Origin of the sequence: Mycobacterium sp. Marseille-P9652 (assembly GCF_902652685.1) — a bacterium.
Lineage (GTDB): Bacteria > Actinomycetota > Actinomycetes > Mycobacteriales > Mycobacteriaceae > Mycobacterium.
In genome coordinates, this window is the sequence record NZ_CACRUY010000012.1 from 1 (window position 1) to 15,846 (window position 15,846).

General features: G+C 70.3%; 19 protein-coding genes. 9 read left to right on the forward strand and 10 right to left on the reverse strand.

Annotated features, from left to right (window positions below):
* Both GPY60_RS09295 and GPY60_RS09300 read right to left on the reverse strand, forming a co-directional pair.
* A partial coding sequence (locus tag GPY60_RS09295) for an Hsp70 family protein (protein WP_156687371.1) occupies positions 1 to 1,472 on the reverse strand: 1,472 nt, incomplete at its 3' end.
* A 118-nt stretch (positions 1,473 to 1,590) separates the two neighbouring features.
* Entirely contained in the window at positions 1,591 to 2,667 is a 1,077-nt protein-coding gene (locus tag GPY60_RS09300) for an NAD(P)H-dependent amine dehydrogenase family protein (RefSeq protein ID WP_156687372.1), read from the reverse strand.
* A 60-nt stretch (positions 2,668 to 2,727) separates the two neighbouring features.
* On the opposite strand from GPY60_RS09300, the gene GPY60_RS09305 reads away from it, so the two are divergent.
* The 6 genes from GPY60_RS09305 (at position 2,728) to GPY60_RS09330 (ending at position 7,041) form a co-directional block, all read left to right on the forward strand.
* Positions 2,728 to 3,903, forward strand: coding sequence for an MFS transporter (locus tag GPY60_RS09305; RefSeq protein WP_156687373.1), 1,176 nt, complete (start codon positions 2,728 to 2,730; stop codon positions 3,901 to 3,903).
* A 40-nt stretch (positions 3,904 to 3,943) separates the two neighbouring features.
* Complete coding sequence (locus tag GPY60_RS09310; protein WP_197283611.1) at positions 3,944 to 4,291, forward strand: MmpS family transport accessory protein; 348 nt, start codon at positions 3,944 to 3,946, stop codon at positions 4,289 to 4,291.
* The gene (locus GPY60_RS09315) at positions 4,288 to 5,586 is read left to right on the forward strand and encodes a cytochrome P450 (protein ID WP_156687375.1); all 1,299 of its coding nucleotides are present in this window, start codon (positions 4,288 to 4,290) and stop codon (positions 5,584 to 5,586) included. The genes GPY60_RS09310 and GPY60_RS09315 overlap by 4 nt, the downstream gene beginning before the upstream one ends.
* Positions 5,587 to 5,846: 260 nt before the next feature.
* Entirely contained in the window at positions 5,847 to 6,386 is a 540-nt protein-coding gene (locus tag GPY60_RS09320) for an ester cyclase (RefSeq protein ID WP_156687376.1), read from the forward strand.
* A gap of 2 nt (positions 6,387 to 6,388) precedes the next feature.
* Entirely contained in the window at positions 6,389 to 6,754 is a 366-nt protein-coding gene (locus tag GPY60_RS09325) for a YidH family protein (RefSeq protein ID WP_156687377.1), read from the forward strand.
* Positions 6,751 to 7,041, forward strand: a complete 291-nt coding sequence (locus GPY60_RS09330; protein WP_156687378.1) for a DUF202 domain-containing protein — start codon at positions 6,751 to 6,753, stop codon at positions 7,039 to 7,041. The genes GPY60_RS09325 and GPY60_RS09330 overlap by 4 nt, the downstream gene beginning before the upstream one ends.
* A 47-nt stretch (positions 7,042 to 7,088) precedes the next feature.
* Here GPY60_RS09330 and GPY60_RS09335 read toward each other — a convergent pair whose 3' ends face one another.
* The gene (locus GPY60_RS09335) at positions 7,089 to 7,322 is read right to left on the reverse strand and encodes an acyl carrier protein (protein WP_156687379.1); all 234 of its coding nucleotides are present in this window, start codon (positions 7,320 to 7,322) and stop codon (positions 7,089 to 7,091) included.
* Positions 7,323 to 7,693: 371 nt separating this feature from the next.
* On the opposite strand from GPY60_RS09335, the gene GPY60_RS09340 reads away from it, so the two are divergent.
* Entirely contained in the window at positions 7,694 to 8,455 is a 762-nt protein-coding gene (locus GPY60_RS09340; RefSeq protein WP_156687466.1) for a cutinase family protein, read from the forward strand.
* 18 nt (positions 8,456 to 8,473) lie between these two features.
* Here the strand turns inward: GPY60_RS09340 and GPY60_RS09345 are convergent, their stop codons facing one another.
* The 4 genes from GPY60_RS09345 to GPY60_RS09360 form a co-directional block, all read right to left on the reverse strand.
* The gene (locus GPY60_RS09345) at positions 8,474 to 9,262 is read right to left on the reverse strand and encodes a potassium channel family protein (RefSeq protein ID WP_156687380.1); all 789 of its coding nucleotides are present in this window, start codon (positions 9,260 to 9,262) and stop codon (positions 8,474 to 8,476) included.
* A 23-nt stretch (positions 9,263 to 9,285) separates the two neighbouring features.
* The gene (gene kasB, locus GPY60_RS09350) at positions 9,286 to 10,545 is read right to left on the reverse strand and encodes a 3-oxoacyl-ACP synthase KasB (protein WP_156687381.1); all 1,260 of its coding nucleotides are present in this window, start codon (positions 10,543 to 10,545) and stop codon (positions 9,286 to 9,288) included.
* Between the two features lie 259 nt (positions 10,546 to 10,804).
* The gene (locus GPY60_RS09355) at positions 10,805 to 11,557 is read right to left on the reverse strand and encodes an Rv3717 family N-acetylmuramoyl-L-alanine amidase (RefSeq protein ID WP_156687382.1); all 753 of its coding nucleotides are present in this window, start codon (positions 11,555 to 11,557) and stop codon (positions 10,805 to 10,807) included.
* A 25-nt stretch (positions 11,558 to 11,582) separates the two neighbouring features.
* Positions 11,583 to 11,918 (reverse strand): hypothetical protein, encoded by a 336-nt coding sequence (locus GPY60_RS09360; protein ID WP_156687383.1) that lies wholly within the window; start codon positions 11,916 to 11,918, stop codon positions 11,583 to 11,585.
* Positions 11,919 to 11,987: 69 nt separating this feature from the next.
* Here GPY60_RS09360 and GPY60_RS09365 point away from each other — a divergent pair, with 69 nt between their 5' ends.
* The gene (locus tag GPY60_RS09365; protein WP_156687384.1) at positions 11,988 to 12,395 is read left to right on the forward strand and encodes a DUF6636 domain-containing protein; all 408 of its coding nucleotides are present in this window, start codon (positions 11,988 to 11,990) and stop codon (positions 12,393 to 12,395) included.
* Here the strand turns inward: GPY60_RS09365 and GPY60_RS09370 are convergent.
* Genes GPY60_RS09370 through GPY60_RS09380 form a run of 3 tightly spaced genes read right to left on the reverse strand, consistent with a single transcriptional unit; the run spans position 12,392 to position 14,430 of the window.
* Entirely contained in the window at positions 12,392 to 13,045 is a 654-nt protein-coding gene (locus GPY60_RS09370) for an enoyl-CoA hydratase-related protein (protein WP_156687385.1), read from the reverse strand. The two genes, GPY60_RS09365 and GPY60_RS09370, sit on opposite strands and share 4 nt — an antisense overlap.
* Entirely contained in the window at positions 13,042 to 13,659 is a 618-nt protein-coding gene (locus GPY60_RS09375; protein ID WP_156687386.1) for a TetR/AcrR family transcriptional regulator, read from the reverse strand. The genes GPY60_RS09370 and GPY60_RS09375 overlap by 4 nt, the downstream gene beginning before the upstream one ends.
* Before the next feature lie 36 nt (positions 13,660 to 13,695).
* Entirely contained in the window at positions 13,696 to 14,430 is a 735-nt protein-coding gene (locus tag GPY60_RS09380) for a DUF3060 domain-containing protein (protein WP_197283612.1), read from the reverse strand.
* A gap of 204 nt (positions 14,431 to 14,634) precedes the next feature.
* Here GPY60_RS09380 and GPY60_RS09385 point away from each other — a divergent pair, with 204 nt between their 5' ends.
* Entirely contained in the window at positions 14,635 to 15,813 is a 1,179-nt protein-coding gene (locus tag GPY60_RS09385) for a hypothetical protein (protein WP_156687467.1), read from the forward strand.
* The last annotated feature ends 33 nt before the right edge of the window (positions 15,814 to 15,846 follow it).

The following is a 15,846-nucleotide window of genomic DNA, read 5'->3' on the forward strand; positions in this document are numbered from 1 at the left end:
GCGGGGCTCGGCGCCGGCGTCGTCCTCGGGGCCGTCGTGGTGGTTGCCGGCGAGGGCGGCGCGGTGCTCGGGCGGTTGGTCGAGTGCACCGCGAAGGCGGCCGCGGCGCCGGCGAGCAGAACTAACAGCGCCAGCCCGATCGCGGCCACCGTCGGCAGCCGCCGATACCACCGGGTCTTCGGTGGGGCCTCGACGTCGGGCGTGGGCTGAACGGGCTGAACGGGCTGGTCGGGCTGGACGGCCGGGCGGGCCGCGGTTTCCCGCGCGGGCGCGGGCAGCACGGGCAGGGCGCCCGGCACCTGCCGCGGCGCGGCGCGCCGCGGCCACGCCAGTGCCTCGGCCGCCGCGGTAGCCCCCACCTCGGCGTGCGGGGCCGGCGCGGTCGCGGGTGCGGCGGCCGCCGGACCCGCCATCGTGACGGCGTCGCCGGGATGGCTCGCCGCGCGCAGGGCGGCGCCGACCGTCGGCGTCAGCTGTGGACGCGCCACCGTGATGACAGGGACGCGCAGGCGTGCCGACAGCGTGGTGGTGACCGCCGGGATGTTGGCGCCGCCGCCCACCGCCACGATGCCGGACAGGTCGCCGATCCCGTTGCGGCTCAACGTTTCCTGCAACACGGACACGAACCTCTCGAGCGATTCGCGGATCACCTCGTCGAGCTCGCTGCGGGTGAGGCGGAAGTCGCCGTGCAGGCCCGGCAGCTCGTCGGCGAGCGCCGTCATGGTGCTCGACGACAACTGCTCCTTGGCGGTCCGGCATTCGGCCCGCAACCGGCTGAGCGAGCCGCGGGCCAGGGTGGTGGCCGGGTCGAACGTGCCGGTACTCGGCAGGTTGCCCATGACGGCGGTCAGCAGCGCCTGGTCGATGAGGTTCCCGGAGAAGTCGGGGTACCGCACGGTCGGCGCCAGCGCGCGGTAGTCGCCCGCGGGATCCATCAGGGTGATGCTGGTCCCGGTGCCGCCGAAGTCGCACACCGCGACGGTGCCGCCGGCCGGAATGCCGGGATTGGCGCGCACGGCGAATAGCGCGGCCGCCGCGTCCGGGATCAGCACCAGCGGCCTGGCGCGATTCGACCACTCGGACACCCGGCTCAGCGCGCCGCCCACCGCGTCCACCGCCGCCGACTCCCAGTGCGAGGGGTAGCTCACCGCCACGCTGTCGGGCAGCGCGCCGCCCCCGGTGACCGCGTAGGCCAGCGCCCGCAGCGCGTCGGCGATCAACGCCTCGCTGCGGTGTACGGAGCCGTCAGCGGCGACCACCCCATACGGGTCTCCGACCCGGTCAACGAAGTCGGCGAGCACCGCACCGGGCGCGTTGAGTTTCGGGTTCTCCGACGGCACCCCGACCTCGGGCGGCCGTTCGCGATACAGCGTCAGGACGGGCTTGCGGGTGAGCGCGTTCTCGGCGGTGACGGCCGCGAGATTGGTGGATCCGATCGAAAGGCCCAGCGCGGGTCTCACTCCGTCGGCCATGTCGGTCAACCCCCGTCTCCCAGGTTCTGCGCAGCCGTCAATCCATAGACAATCTCAGCAATGCCTATGCGGGCGCTGTGTAAACGATGGCCCGCAGCTGTGATCGCGGGTCGCGGGCTCAGCGGATAGTGCCGGCGCCAGGGATGAGCGGCAGGTCCAAAGCGGTTACCCACCCGGGTCGAAGGTCATTCACCGCGGGGACGGCGTTGAGTGCCCGCATCCCGGTCGCGAGGCACCCGGCCGTCGCCGCGTCCCGGCCCGAGCCGTCGGTGAAGCGGAACGCCGTCTCCTGGAAGATGCTGGGCGTCCCCTCGATGTCGACCCGGTACACGTCGTCGTCGTGGCCGGACGGCCAGTCGGGCGCCGCGTCGCGGCCGATGCGGTTGACGTGCTCGAGCTGGATGCGCGTCTCGCCCTGGTAGACGCCGTTGATGGTGAACCGCACGGCGGCGACGTGCCCGGGTTTGATGACGCCCTTGACGGTGTTGCGTTCGGTTGGGGTGACCCACTTGTCCCACGTGGTGGTGATCTCGTCGAGCATGATGCCGGCGGCGTGCGCGATCATCGGCACCGTGGCGCCCCACGCGAAGATCAGCATGTTGGGGTCTTCCAGCAGCGGCGTGTACTCGGGCTCGCGGCCGATGCCCATCTCGACCTCGTAGTCGCCCTCGTAGTTGGTGTAGTCCAGCAGCTCCGAGGCGCGCACGCGGCGCACCTCGGAGCACAGGCCCATCAGCGTCATGGGGAACAGGTCGTTGGCGAAGCCCGGGTCGATGCCAGTGGTGAAGCACGACGACTCCCCCAGCTCGCAGGCCTCGGTGATGGGCGCGATCCACTGCGGCGGGTTGAGGTGCATAGTCGGCCACACCCACGGCGTCATCGCCGTCGAGCACACGTCGATCCCCGCACGCAGGAAGCGGGTGATCAGCGAGATGTTGTCCTTGGCGTGCATGGCCGTCGGGCCGTAGTGCACCAGCGCATCGGGCTTCAGCGCGACCAGGGCGTCGACGTCGTCGGTCGCGGCGATTCCGGTCGGCTCGGGCAACCCGCAGATGTCGGCGACGTCCCGCCCGACCTTGTCGGGGTTGCTGACGCCGACGCCCACCAACTCGAACAGCGGGTGCTTGACGATCTCGGCGATCACCATCTTGCCGACGAATCCCGTGCCCCAAACCACCACACGCTTTGACGTCATCGTCACCTTCCCGTCCGGCCCCCGCTTCACCCTAAGCGGGCGCGCCGGGCAACAGCTAGCATCTGGCGCGTGCGCACCCGGCCCGTCTGGCTCACCCGGAACGTGTGGGTGCTCTCCCTGGTGTCGCTGCTGCAGGACGCGGCCAGCGAATTGCTGTACCCGCTGCTGCCGATCTACCTGACCACCGTGCTGGGCGCGCCGCCCGCGGTCGTCGGGGCCGTGGAGGGCGCCGCCGAAGGCGCGGCGTCGCTCACCAAGGTGGTGTCGGGCCCGCTGGGCGACCGGTTCGCCCGGCGCCCCCTGATCGGGACCGGCTACGGCATGGCGGCGCTGGGCAAGGTCATCGTCGCCGCGGCCCGGGGCTGGCCCGGCGTGCTCGCCGGGCGGGTGGTCGACCGGCTGGGCAAGGGGCTGCGCGGCGCCGTGCGCGACGCCCTGCTGGTCGACGGCATCGAGCCGGACCAGCGCGGCCGGGTGTTCGGGTTCCACCGCACGATGGACACGCTGGGCGCGGTCATCGGGCCGCTGCTCGGGCTGGCCGGCTACGAGGCGTTTCACCACCGGATCGGCCCCGTCCTCTGGCTGTCGGTGATCCCCGCCGTGCTCAGCGTGGTGCTGATCGCCTGGGTCCGGGAACGGCCCCGCGACGTGCCGCGCGCGGAGCGGCCGTCGCTGTTCGCCGGTGCCGCCCGGCTGCCCCGCCGCTACTGGGAGGTGGTGGCCTTCCTCGTCGCGTTCAGCGTCGCCAACTTTCCCGACGCGCTGCTGCTGTTGCGGCTCAAGGAGATTGGCTTCTCCGTCGTCGGCGTCATCCTGGCCTACGTCGGGTACAACGCCGTCTACGCGCTGACGAGCTTCCCGGCCGGGCTGTTGGCGGACCGCTTCGGCCGGCCGGTCGCCTACGGGGTGGGGTTGGCGTTCTTCGCGGTCGGCTATCTGGGCCTAGGCCTCACCACCGACACGGTGACGGCGTGCGCGCTGATCGTCGCCTACGGCATGTTCACGGCCTGTTACGACGGCGTCGGAAAGGCTTGGATCTCAACGCTTGTCGGGCCGGGCCTGCAGTCCAGCGCCCAGGGCGTGTTCCAGGGGCTGAGCGGGTTCGCGGTGCTGGCCGCGGGCCTGTGGGCCGGGTTCCTGTGGGGCGCCGATGGCCGGCTGCCGTTGCTGATCTCGGGCGGCGTCGGGGCGGCGTTCGCCTTCGTCCTGCTCGGCGCCACGGCCGTCCGCCGCTGACCACTTCCGTCGCGTGTCGCCTGGTGACACGATGAGCACCATGACACGTCATCTCAGGGCACCCTCGATTTTGCTCGCGGTCGGCATCGGCGTCGCCAACGTCTGCGCCGGGGTGGCCCACGCGAACGACTTCCCTCAGGTCCGCTACGAGGTCACCGGCACCGCCCCGGTGGCCGAGTTCATCTCGTACCAGACCGACAACGGGCAACAGCGGGTGCCCAACGTCAAGCTGCCCTGGTCGGAGCAGTTCACCGGGTTTGGCGGGCAGGTCTTCGTGATCAGCGCACAGGCGCCGGGCAGCCTCACCTGCCGGATCCTGGTCGACGGCCGGTTGGTCAAGGAGGCCACGGCGAACGGCGCCCCGGCCCGCACGGTCTGTACGCAGTGAGCACCAAGACGGGGCTGCGGCCGCGGACGAACGGGGCACCACCGCCCGAGATCCCGCTGGCCGACATCCATCTCGACGCGCTGGATTTCTGGAAGCTCGACGACGACGTGCGCGACGGCACGTTCGCGACCCTGCGCCGCGAGGCCCCGATCTCGTTCTGGTCCCCCATCGAGTACGAGGGCTTCGAGCTGGGCAACGGGTACTGGGCGCTGACCAGGCACGAGGACGTCCACTTCGCCAGCCGCCACCCCGACATCTTCAGCTCCGCGAGCGGCATCACGATCGGCGACCAGACGCCCGAGCTGGCCGAGTACTTCGGTTCCATGATCGTCACCGACGACCCGCGCCACCAGCGGCTGCGCTCGATCGTCAGCCGCGCGTTCACCCCCAAGGTGGTGGCCCGCATCGAGGCGTCGGTGCGCGAGCGCGCGCACCGGTTGGTGGCGTCGCTGGTCGCCAACCACCCCGACGGCGAGGCCGATCTGGTCGGCGAGCTGGCCGGACCGCTGCCGCTGCAGATCATCTGCGACATGATGGGCATCCCCGAGGACGACCATCAGCGCGTATTCCACTGGACCAACGTGATTCTCGGGTTCGGCGACCCCGACCTCACCCTCGACTTCGAGGAGTTCCTCCAGGTGTCGATGGACATCGGCGCCTATGCCACCGCGCTGGCCGAAGACCGCCGCGTCAACCACCACGACGACCTGACCACCGCCCTGGTGGAGGCCGAGGTCGACGGCGAGCGCCTCTCGTCGCAGGAGATCGCGTCCTTCTTCATCCTGCTCGTGGTGGCCGGCAACGAGACCACCCGCAACGCGATCAGCCACGGGCTGCTGGCGCTGTCGCGCTACCCCGAGCAGCGCGACAAGTGGTGGTCGGACTACGACGCGCTGGCGCCCACCGCGGTCGAGGAGATCGTGCGGTGGGCCTCGCCCGTCGTCTACATGCGCCGCACCGTGACCCGGGACATCGAGCTGGGCGGGGTCAAGATGACCGCAGGCGACAAGGCGGCGCTGTGGTACAACTCGGCCAACCGCGACGAGTCGAAGTTCGCCAATCCGTGGGCGTTCGACGTCGCGCGCAACCCCAACCCGCACCTGGGCTTCGGCGGCGGGGGGGCCCACTTTTGCCTGGGCGCCAACCTGGCGCGCCGCGAGATCCGGGTCGTCTTCGACGAGCTGCGCCGCGAGATCCCCGACATCGTCGCGGTCGACGAGCCGGCGCGGCTGCTGTCGCAGTTCATCCACGGCATCAAGCGGCTGCCGGTCGCCTGGACCCCGCCTCGCTCCTAGCGAGGTCCTGGCGAGCCGCTCTCCGGGGAGGCATATCGCAGTCTCGAAAGCGATAGCGCGTGCGCTACCGCTTTCCGAACTTCGCACTACACCTGGGAGAGAGGTCGGCGTGGCGCCACGGTCCTGCGCGCCGGGCGCATCCGTCTCTCCGGGTAGGCACACCGCAGTCTCGAAAGCGATAGCGCCTGCGCTATCGCTTTCGAGACCCGCCCCACAGCCCGGAGAGAGGTGAGCCGCGGAAACGGGCTTACGCTTTCCGCGTGACCATCCCCGCGTTTCCCCCTCCCGAGGTGCTGGCCGCGCGGGAGAAGCTCGTGCTCGACCACTTCCACGACGAGGTCCGCCACGCCTGGGACGACGTGCTCGCCACCTTCCCCCACCCGCGCTACGAGCTGATCCCGCAGATGGTCGTGCATGACGGCGACGCGGCGGTGCGCGACTACTACGCCTACACCCGCACCGCGTTCCCCGACCAGGACCACGAGATCATCGCGCTGCGCCACAGCGCCGACGCGGTGATCGTCGAGTTCTGGCTCATGGGCACCCACCGCGGATACCTCGGCAAGGTCCCCCCGACCGGCAGCCGGTTCCGCGTCCGCATGACCGCCTACTTCGTCTTCGACGAGACCGAAACCCTTGTCTGCGAACGCATCTACTTCGACACGCTGACCATGGTGAAGCAGCTGCTCGGCGGCATCGACCTCAAGAGGCCGGGCAACTGGCTGCTGGCCGCGCGATGTGCGAGGGGGTTCCTGGCGATGTCGTCGGAAAAGCCCGACCCGGCGCTGACCTCCGCCTAGCCATGAGCCCCGTCGCCGGCGACAGCGCGGAACGCGAGCCCGACTACCGGTTCACCTTCGCCAACGAGCGGACCTTCCTGGCGTGGCAGCGCACCGCCCTGGGCCTGCTCGCGGCGGCGGTGGCGCTGGTGCAGCTGGTCCCTGAGCTGACGATTCCCGGCGCGCGCCGATCGCTCGCCGTGGGGCTCGCGACGCTGGCGATCCTCACCAGCGGCATGGGCCTGTTGCGCTGGCGGCAGGCCGACCGCGCCATGCGCCGCGGCGAGCCCCTGCCCCGCCACCCCACGCCGGCCTACCTGGCGGTGGGCCTGAGCGTGGTCGGGCTCGTCGCGCTCGGGCTGGTGATCGCGAAGGCGGTCATGGGGTGAACGACCCGGCCGAGCGGACCACGCTGGCCTGGACGCGCACGTCGTTCGCGTTCCTGGCCAACGGCGCCCTGCTCGCGATCAAGGACCTGCACGGCCCGAAGTCCTATCTGCCCGCCGCGCTGGCCGTCACCGTGGCACTGGCCACCTACGTGATCGCGCTGCGGCGGCAGCGGACGCTACAGCAGGACCCGCTGCCGGCCCGCGTCACGCCCCGCCGGCAGGTGTACTTCATCGGGGCCGCGGTGCTCGTGCTCATCGTCGCGACGATGGCCGGCCAGCTGGCCTAGCGGCGTCCGAACCCGTTGCGGCGCATCACAAGCGAGAATGCCCGTACTCAGCCAGCGCCCGCCCCGGCGCTCTCCAATTTCATGAGCAGTTCGTGGCAGCGCCGTGCCCGCTCGGAATCCTGGGCCATCACCTCACCGAAGAACGACGCAACGTCCTCGAGGCCCGCGTTCTTGGCATCGCGGACGTATTGGCCGTAGTCGTGCCCGGCCTTCAGCGAGTGGTACTGCAGCGAGATGAGGTCGAACGTCACATCGTCGAAACCGGTTTCACCCGTAGCCATGTCGACACCTTTCCATCGAATCGTGTGGTGTCGGCCCGGCTACCCGCGCGGCATGTAACAAAACCGCGCGCGGGAGCGATGTTCGGTACATGGCCATTCCGCCCGCCTTGCTCCCGCGCGCCGGGCGCCCGGCGGCAGTTGGGTTGCGGCCGAACGCATCCGTGCCCGGCGGCCACTGGCCAGGAAATGAATACTTAGCAGCGAACCGCGGCACTCGTTATGATCTATGCGCGTGGCCGGTCTGCAACCTCGTCGGGGCGAGCGCGCTCGGTCGGCCGCCAGCAGGTAGACCCGCTCTACACAGGAAACGGTGACGAAAGCATATGGAAACGCACAGTTTTGGGGTGGACGTGCTTGGGCACCAATGCGGCATGATCGCACGCCACGCCCTGTATTCCCTTGTTCCGGCGGCGTTCGCCGCGGCGGCGGCCCTGGCGGGGACCGTCGTCGCTCCTGCCCTGCCCGAAGCGGCGGCGCAGCCGTGTCCCGATGTTCAGGTGGTGTTCGCCCGAGGTACGGGTGAGGCGCCGGGCGTCGGTCCCACCGGGCAGGCGTTCATCGACGACCTGCGTTCGCGCGTCGGCGGGAAGTCGCTCGACGTCTACCCCGTCAACTATCCGGCCAGCAACGAATGGGACACCGGCCTCGACGGCGTCCGCGACGCCGGCGCCCACGTCGTGAACATGGCCCACGACTGCCCCAACACCAAGATGGTGCTCGGCGGCTACTCCCAGGGCGCGGCTGTCGTCGGCTTCGTCACGTCGGCCACGGTTCCCGACGGGGTGGACCCGAATACGGTGCCGAAGCCGCTGGACCCCGCGATCGCCGATCACGTCTCCTCGGTGGTGCTGTTCGGGACGCCCAACGTCCGGGCGATGAACTTCCTCGGCGAGCCGCCTCTGACGATCGGTCCCCTCTACCAGGCCAAGACGATCAAGATCTGCGCCCCCGAGGACCCGGTCTGCTCCGACGGGATGAACTTCGCCGCCCACGACACCTACGCGTCGGGCGGGGGGATGGTCGATCAGGGGGCGGCGTTCGCCGCCGGTCGCCTGGCCGCCGGGCCGGCCCCCGGACCGACCGGGCCGACCACCATGGCCAACGCGCCGGTTCAGGGCGGCTTCGGGAACTGACCGGGGTCTGATACTCAGCTAACGCGCGGACGCCAGCTCCGAGCGGGCCTGCCGCAGTTCCTCGGCCAGCGCCGAGATCTCGCGGCGAAGCTCCGCGACCTCGACGGCCGGCACCAGATGGTGCCCGTCGTCGGCCTCCGCCACGCGCTGGACGATCCACGACGCCAGCGACCCGGTGACCACGCCGATGAGGCTGATGCCGCCGATCATCAGCACCGCGGCGATCACGCGCCCGACAACCGTCACCGGATAGACGTCGCCGTAGCCGACCGTCGTCACCGTCGAGACGGCCCACCAGACGGCCTTGCCGAAGGAGTTGATGGTCGCGCCCGGGTGGCCACGCTCCTGGGCCAGGATGGCCAGCGAACCCGCGTAGATCAGCAGGCCGGCGCCGGTGAACGTGTAGAGCAGGATGCGCCCGCGGACGGCGTTGCCGACGGCCTTCTGCAGCGCGCCGAGCACGATGACGACCCGGAGCAGCCGCAGCGGCCCCAACATCGGGAGCGCGACGATGGCCAGGTCGAACAGGTGGTGGGTGAACCAGTGCCGCCTGTCGGGCGCCAGCTTGAGTCGTAACAGGTAGTCGGCGACGAACAGCGCCCAGGTGCACCAGCTCGCCACCCACACGATGCGCGGCTCGAGGCCTTGCGGCCGGGCGAGGACGTGCACCGAGTACAGGGCGAGGTAGGCGACCGCGACCAGCGCCAGGAGCCACCCGGTGCGCCGCTCCCACACCTGTTCCCGGGTGCGCTTGCCCGACGGCGGGCCGCCGACGCGCCGCGCCGCGGCTCCCGAAAATCCCGTCACTTCGCTCTTTCCGGAGAAGCCGGTCAGGGCCGCCCGAACACCAGGGCGACGTTGTGCCCGCCGAATCCGAACGAGTTGTTGATCGCGTAGTTGTAGGTGCCCGGCCGCGGCTTGCCCGCCACCACGTCGAGATCGATCTCGGGATCGAGGTTCACCAGGTTCAGCGTCGGCGGGACGACCTGGTCGCGGATAGCGAGGACGGTCAGGATCGATTCCACCGCACCGACGGCGCCCACCGAGTGGCCGAGCGCGGCCTTGGGCGCGTACACCGCGGCGTTGCCGCCGTGCGGACCCAGGGCGTTGTTGATGGCCTTGCCCTCGGCGAGGTCACCCATCGTGGTTCCGGTGGCGTGGGCGTTGACGTGGTTGATGTCGCCCGGGGTCAGGTCCGCCAACTGGATGGCGCGGGTCATCGCGTGCCCGGCGCGCTCGCCGTTGGGGTCCGGGGCCACCATGTGGTAGCCGTCGGAGGTGATGCTGGCCCCCATCAGGCGGGCCAGGATGTTCGCCCCGCGAGCCTTAGCGTGCTCCTCGGTCTCGATGACCATGATCGCGCCGGCCTCGCCGAAGACGAACCCGGTGCGGTCCTTGTCGAACGGGCGGCAGGCGCCCACCGGGTCGTCGTTCTTGGTGGACATCACGATGCGCATCTGGGCGAACGCCGCGATCGGCACAGCCTCGATCCTGGTTTCCACCCCGCCGCAGATGGCGACGTCGGCCTCGCCGAAGACGATGTTGCGCCACGCCTGCGCGATGCCTTCCGAACCCGACGCGCACGCCGACACGAAGGTGTTCACGCCGGCCCGGGCGCGCCGTTCGAGGCCGATCGCGCTGGCCGCGCCGTCCGGCATGTACTTCTGCACGGCCAGCGGGGAGACGGCCGAGATGCCGCGGGCCCGCATGTCGTCGTAGCTGAAGACCATTTCCTCCGCGGAGCCCAGGCCCGTGCCGATCGACACCGTCAACCGGTTGGGGTCCACCTCGGGCGAGCCCGCGGTCTCCCACACCCGGCGGGTCAATACGGTCGCCATCCGCTGCAGGTAGCCCATCCGGTGCAGCTCGGCCTTCGTCATCGGGGCGTCGAAATCCTCCAGCAGGTGCCCGCCGATGCGGACCGGAAGATCGAACTGCTCGACGAACGGGTCCTCGAGCACCCGGATGCCGCTCTGGCTGTCCAGCAGCAACTTCCAGGTGGTCTCGGCGTCGGTAGCTAACGCGGTGGTCATCGCCACACCCGTGACGACGACGTTCGGGAGCGCCTTCCCGGTTACCAGCTCAGTCATGAGTTGTGCGCATCCTCCCTCTTTCGCTGGACGGCGCCTGCTGCCAAGCCCCGCCCGCTGTCCATATCGAAACACAACGCGGCGTTTCGACGACAATTCCGCAGGTGATGCCCGCCGGTCGGCGAAGGCAGGGGTTTCGGCGGCGGTCCAGGTGGGGAGCCGCGAAACCGTTCGTTTGGTGGCCGGCAGGTCGCCCGCGTGAGTCCCGGCCTTCCACGCTACAACCAGTGGCCGGTCCCGGTCAGCAAGGGCGCGGCCTCTATCCCGTCGGCGCCTTGCCGTTGAGAAACGCGACGATGCCCTGCGTGACCGCCGCGGCGTACTGCGCCCGGCCGTCCGGGCTCTGCATGCGCGCCGCGTCGCCGGCGTTCTTCATGTTGCCGAGCTCGACGAGGACGGCCGGGTACTGGGCCAGGTTGAGCCCGGCGAGGTCGGCGCGGCCGTAGAGGCCGTCGGAGCCGATGTAGTTGGACGGCGCGAACCCCGCCTGCACCAGGGCGTCGCGCATCGTGTGCGCGAGCTGGACCGCCGGGCCGGCCTGGACGTTGTTGAGCGGCGGGCTGGAGTAGTTGACATGGAAGCCCGAGCCGGACGGCGGACCGCCGTCGGCGTGGATGCTGACTATCGCGTCGGGGCGCATCGCGTTGGCGGCGGCCGCCCGCTGGTCGATGCACGGCCCGACGGAGCCGTCGTCGCCCCGCGACAGGCGGGTGGTGACGCCCATCTGGTTGAGCGAGCCGGCGATCAGCCCGACGACCGCCCAGGTGAACGCGTGCTCGGGGTAGCCGTCGTCCGTCGCGGTGCCCGACGTCTGGCACGGCTTGGTGCCGCCGCGGCCGTTGGGCACCGGCTCGTTGATGGAGGCGTCGTTGACGGCGTTGTGCCCGGGGTCGAGGAACACCGCGGACCCGGCCACGCCGGCGCGCGCCCGCGGGGCGGGCAGCAACGCGGCCGCGCCCACGATCAGCGGCGCATACTTCAGCACCTCGCGTCGCCGCAGCCGCTCACTCATCGGCGCGATGGTAACAACCGCTTCCTTATTCTCTTCGATTCAGGCGCCGCACCTGACCTTGAACCGGATACAGGTAGTGCATGAGCTCGGCGCCCTCGGGACCGTAGACGCCGCGGTCGTCACCGCGCAGCACCCAGTTGTGCTGCTGGTCGGCGCGGAGGCGGACGGCGGCCCGGTGCGCCGCCCGCAGCTCGTTGCGTCGGCGGACATCCCGCGCGATCGCCCGCGCCAGGAAGAAGATGCCGACGAGCGCCGCCACGCCGGCGATCAACCAGATGAGCTTGACGACGATCCAGGTGACCACCGCCACGGCCAGGAGGGCGCCGAGCCCGCCGCCCGAGCTCGCGTTGGACCTACTCATACGCGGGAACGTACGCGGGGGCTCTGACAAAAACCGGCGGCCAAACCGCGCAGCGCTTACGCTCGGCGCATGATCAGGGCTTTGCTCGGGTTATTCGTGGTGGCCATCGCCATGCCGGCGACCGCGTTTGCCGACGACCGCTCGTTTCAGTCCCCGTCGGGCAACATCGCGTGCCAGCTGGGCGCCGACGGCGTCGCCTGCGACGTGAGCGACTACACCTACCAGGTGCCGCCCGGACCGCCGTGCTCGCAACACATCGCGTGGGGCAATCGGTTCACTTTGCAGAAGGGCCAGGCCGCCGCGATGGCCTGTCACGGTGACACGTTGCGGGTGCCCGGCGAGCAGACGCTCAACTACGGCCAGACCCTCTCCGCGGGAACCATCACCTGCTCGAGCGACGCCTCAGGGGTCACGTGCACCGACGGCAGCACCGGGCACTACTTCCGCGTGTCGCGGGAGTCCTACACCCTCGGCTAGGCCGTCAGGGCCTGCGCGGCGGCACGGAACATCGTCTGCTTGATGGCGCGCAGCGTGCCCGGGTCCTTGACGCCCAGCGGACGCAGGAGTTCCAGCGCCGCCTCGGTGACCGCGTCCTCCGCGGCGGTGGCGTCGACGATGCCGATCTCGGCGGCGTCGGGCCCGCCGAAGCGCCGGCCCGTGGTCATCGATGCCACGGCGGCGTGCGGCGTGAGCTTGGCCTGAATCAGCGCGGCCATGCCGTCGGTGAACGGGATGCGGATGTCGACCTCGGGGAAGCAGAAGTAGCCGCGGTCGGCGCGCATCACGCGCACGTCGTGGGCCATGGCCAGCATGGCGCCGGCGCCGAACGCGTGCCCGGTCACCGCGGCGGCGGTGGGCGTCGGGAAGGTGAGGACGCGGGCCAGCAGCGCCTGCACCCGGCCGATGTAGGACTGCGTCTGCTCGCTGTGCGCGGCCAGCCAGTCGAGGTCGAGCCCGTTCGAGTAGAACTTGTGCCGGGCGGTGGTGACGAGGGCCTGCGCGCCCGTGGTCTCCGCCTCGTCGAGCAGGCCGTTGATCGTCTCGAGAAACTCCGGCGAGAACCGGTTTTCGTCCTCCCCCAGGTCGATGACGGCGATCTTGTCGTCCCATGCGAGTGTCGGTGTCATTGGTGTTTCCTTTCGTGGCGTCTCATCGGTGAGGGGCCGACGGCCAGGACGGCGCGGACGGCGGCTTTCAGACGTTCGCGTGCCTGCGGGTCGTCGATCCTGTTGCGCTTGAGCAGGATCGCGGTCGGCAGGTCGACGATGCAGGTGGTGATGACGTCGACCGCGGCGGCGTCCTTGCGGTCCCACAGCGCCTGCGACAGCCGGATCATCGACCCCACCAGCAGGCGGTCGAGGGCGCGCAGCTGGTCGGCGATCTCGCCGGGCGTGTCCGGGCCCAGGAGTTCCTCGCGGCGCACCGTCAGCAGCAGTTGCGAGGAGTGCGGGTACTTCTCGGCGAACGCCGCCGGCGCGTCGGCCGCCGCCACCACCTTGTCGTCGTCGCGGGCCGCGTCGATCAGTTGCGATTGGAGATCGAGGAATCGGTGCCCGGCGCGCAGCCACGCGCGGCCCGCGAGGCCCGCGCGTGAGCCGAACGTGTGGTAGACCGCGCCGTTGGAGACGCCGATCGCGGCGCTGACGGCGCGGATCGTCACCGCGGCCGGACCCGACTGCACCGCCAGGCGCTCGACGGCATCGAGGATGTCGTCTTCGTCGTAGAGGCGGGGGCGCGGCACCCGGGCATCATAACAGAGCACATGCTCTGTTATTTGTCAGCCCTGGTGGATGGTGTTGTCGTAGCCCGAATTGGTGACCTTGGGGGCGCCCTGGCGGTAGGTGACGTCATTGCTGTAGCCGGAGACGATGACGCTGTCGACGCTGTCGACGGTGACGTGGTTGTCGTAGCTGCTGATCGCGATGCTGCCGCAGTGGCCGGCGCCGTTGAAGACGATGCCGTAGCTCGACAGCTTGACGGTGGCGTTGTTGCAGGCGTGGTCGGTGAGACTGTTGGAGTAGCCGGTGGATTCGAGGGTGTCGGCGCTGTCGACGGTGACGTCGTTGCTGTAGCCGCCGGCGATGAGGCTGGCGCAGTGTCCGGTGACGATGACGTTTTCGTGGAAGCCGGCCAGCGTCAACTTGCCGTCGTTGCAGGCGACCGTCCTCGTCGAGTTGTTGTCGCTGAGCCGCAGCTCGCCGCCGTGCGGCACCTCCGTGGGACCGCTGGGCGCCGTCGCGCTGCCGCGCACCGGCGTCAGCCCGCCGCTCTGGACCATCACGCGCACGATCGCCACCACGCCGAAGAGGACCGACAACACCGTCGCGACGAGGAAGACGACGGTGTACCAGCGCAGTGCCGGCTTACGCCGCGGCGGCGCGTAGCCAGTCCCGTATGTGGGCGTCCCGAATCCTCCGCGCGGCGGGCTGCCCGGCGGCTGGGCGCCGCGCTGCACGTCGGCGAGCTCGCGCTCCAGCTCGCGGATCCGCTTCTCGGGGTCGTCGTCTTTCATGGTGAAAATCTCGCATATCGGCTGGTTGGGGGCCAGCCCCGGATCGCGCCGCCCGTGCGCTGGTGAATTCCTTCCGAACATGCCGCGAACCGAAGGAGTCGTGCGGGAACACGGGTGTACGTTCGCTTACCAACCGCCAGCTCACTTTTGGCGTGCTCGACCGCACGCCGACGAATCATTCGAGGTGCCGTGAGCACATCCGAGATGTTCGACACGTCGGAACTGCCGGCTGACGACGAGGTGGTGGTCTCGTTCCACGACGAGGCCCTGCTGCTCGGCGGCGAACCCGCCGCGGTCGAGTCCTACCTGGCGCGGCTGCGGACGGCCGCCGGGCAGGCGATCCGGATCGCCGGCATCGACGGCGCAACGCCCGCGACCGCGGCCAGCACGTATGTGCAGCTGCATCGCGACAGCCTCGACGCGTTGCGGGACGGCAACCTGGTTCCGTTGAGCGAGGGCCTCTTTCGCGTGGTGACGGGTGTCGACGCAGGGGAGATTCGGCTGCAGTGGCAACCGGCACTGCTCGCCCCGGAGGCGATGATCTCGGCGCAGATGATCGCGGTGCAGATGGCGTTGAAGTCCGCGGTCGCGCAGGTGGAGGACGCGGTCGCGCGCGTGGAGGACAAGGTCGAGTCGGTGCTCGAGGTCGCGCGGGCCCAGCGCGCCGGCGACGTCCTGGGCACGAGCCTGACGGTGACGCGCATGGTCGAGTCGCTGGAGAAGTACGGGTCGCTGCCCGAGGCGTACTGGGATTCGGTGGCCGCTTTAGGGCCGGCGCTCAATGTCACGGTCGAGCAGCTGCGCGGCCACGTCGGCCGCATCCTGGCGTCCCTCGATCGCGCGCTGCCCGTGCAGCAGCGCGCCGGAAGGCTGCGAAACGCGATCAACGACAACCGGCTTGGCGACACGCTGAGCCTGCTGGTGATCGCCGAGGAGGCGCTGCACAAGTGGCAGCGCCTGAGCCTGGCCCGGGTCGAGTCGACGCAACCGGAGCAGCTGCTGCGAGCGATCGACGAGGCCCGCGAGCTCGTCCAGCACCATCTGCGTGAGGACGTCCGCATCTATCAGGAGGCGAAGGAGGCGCTCGACCGGTTCGCGAAGTCGGGGCCGATCGAGGGCTTCCGATTCTGGGCGGTGCGCGAGCTGGTCAAGCAGCGCGACGCGCTGCGCGACGAGCTCGACCGTTTCGCGGCGGCGCGCCAGCACCAGGTCGAAGCGTGGGAGGACTTCCACGTCCCGAGCCTGCTCGATGCCGCCGTCGCCGTCGTCAACGCCGTCGGGGGTGCGACGGGCCATGCGCTTGCGGCCGTCGGCCGGGGGCTGGTCGGGGTCGGCGCGCACATGGCCTCGCCGTTGCGGTCCAAGGACACCGAAGACGCGTGATTGACAGCGCCCGGCGCTGTCTCGATACTCCAA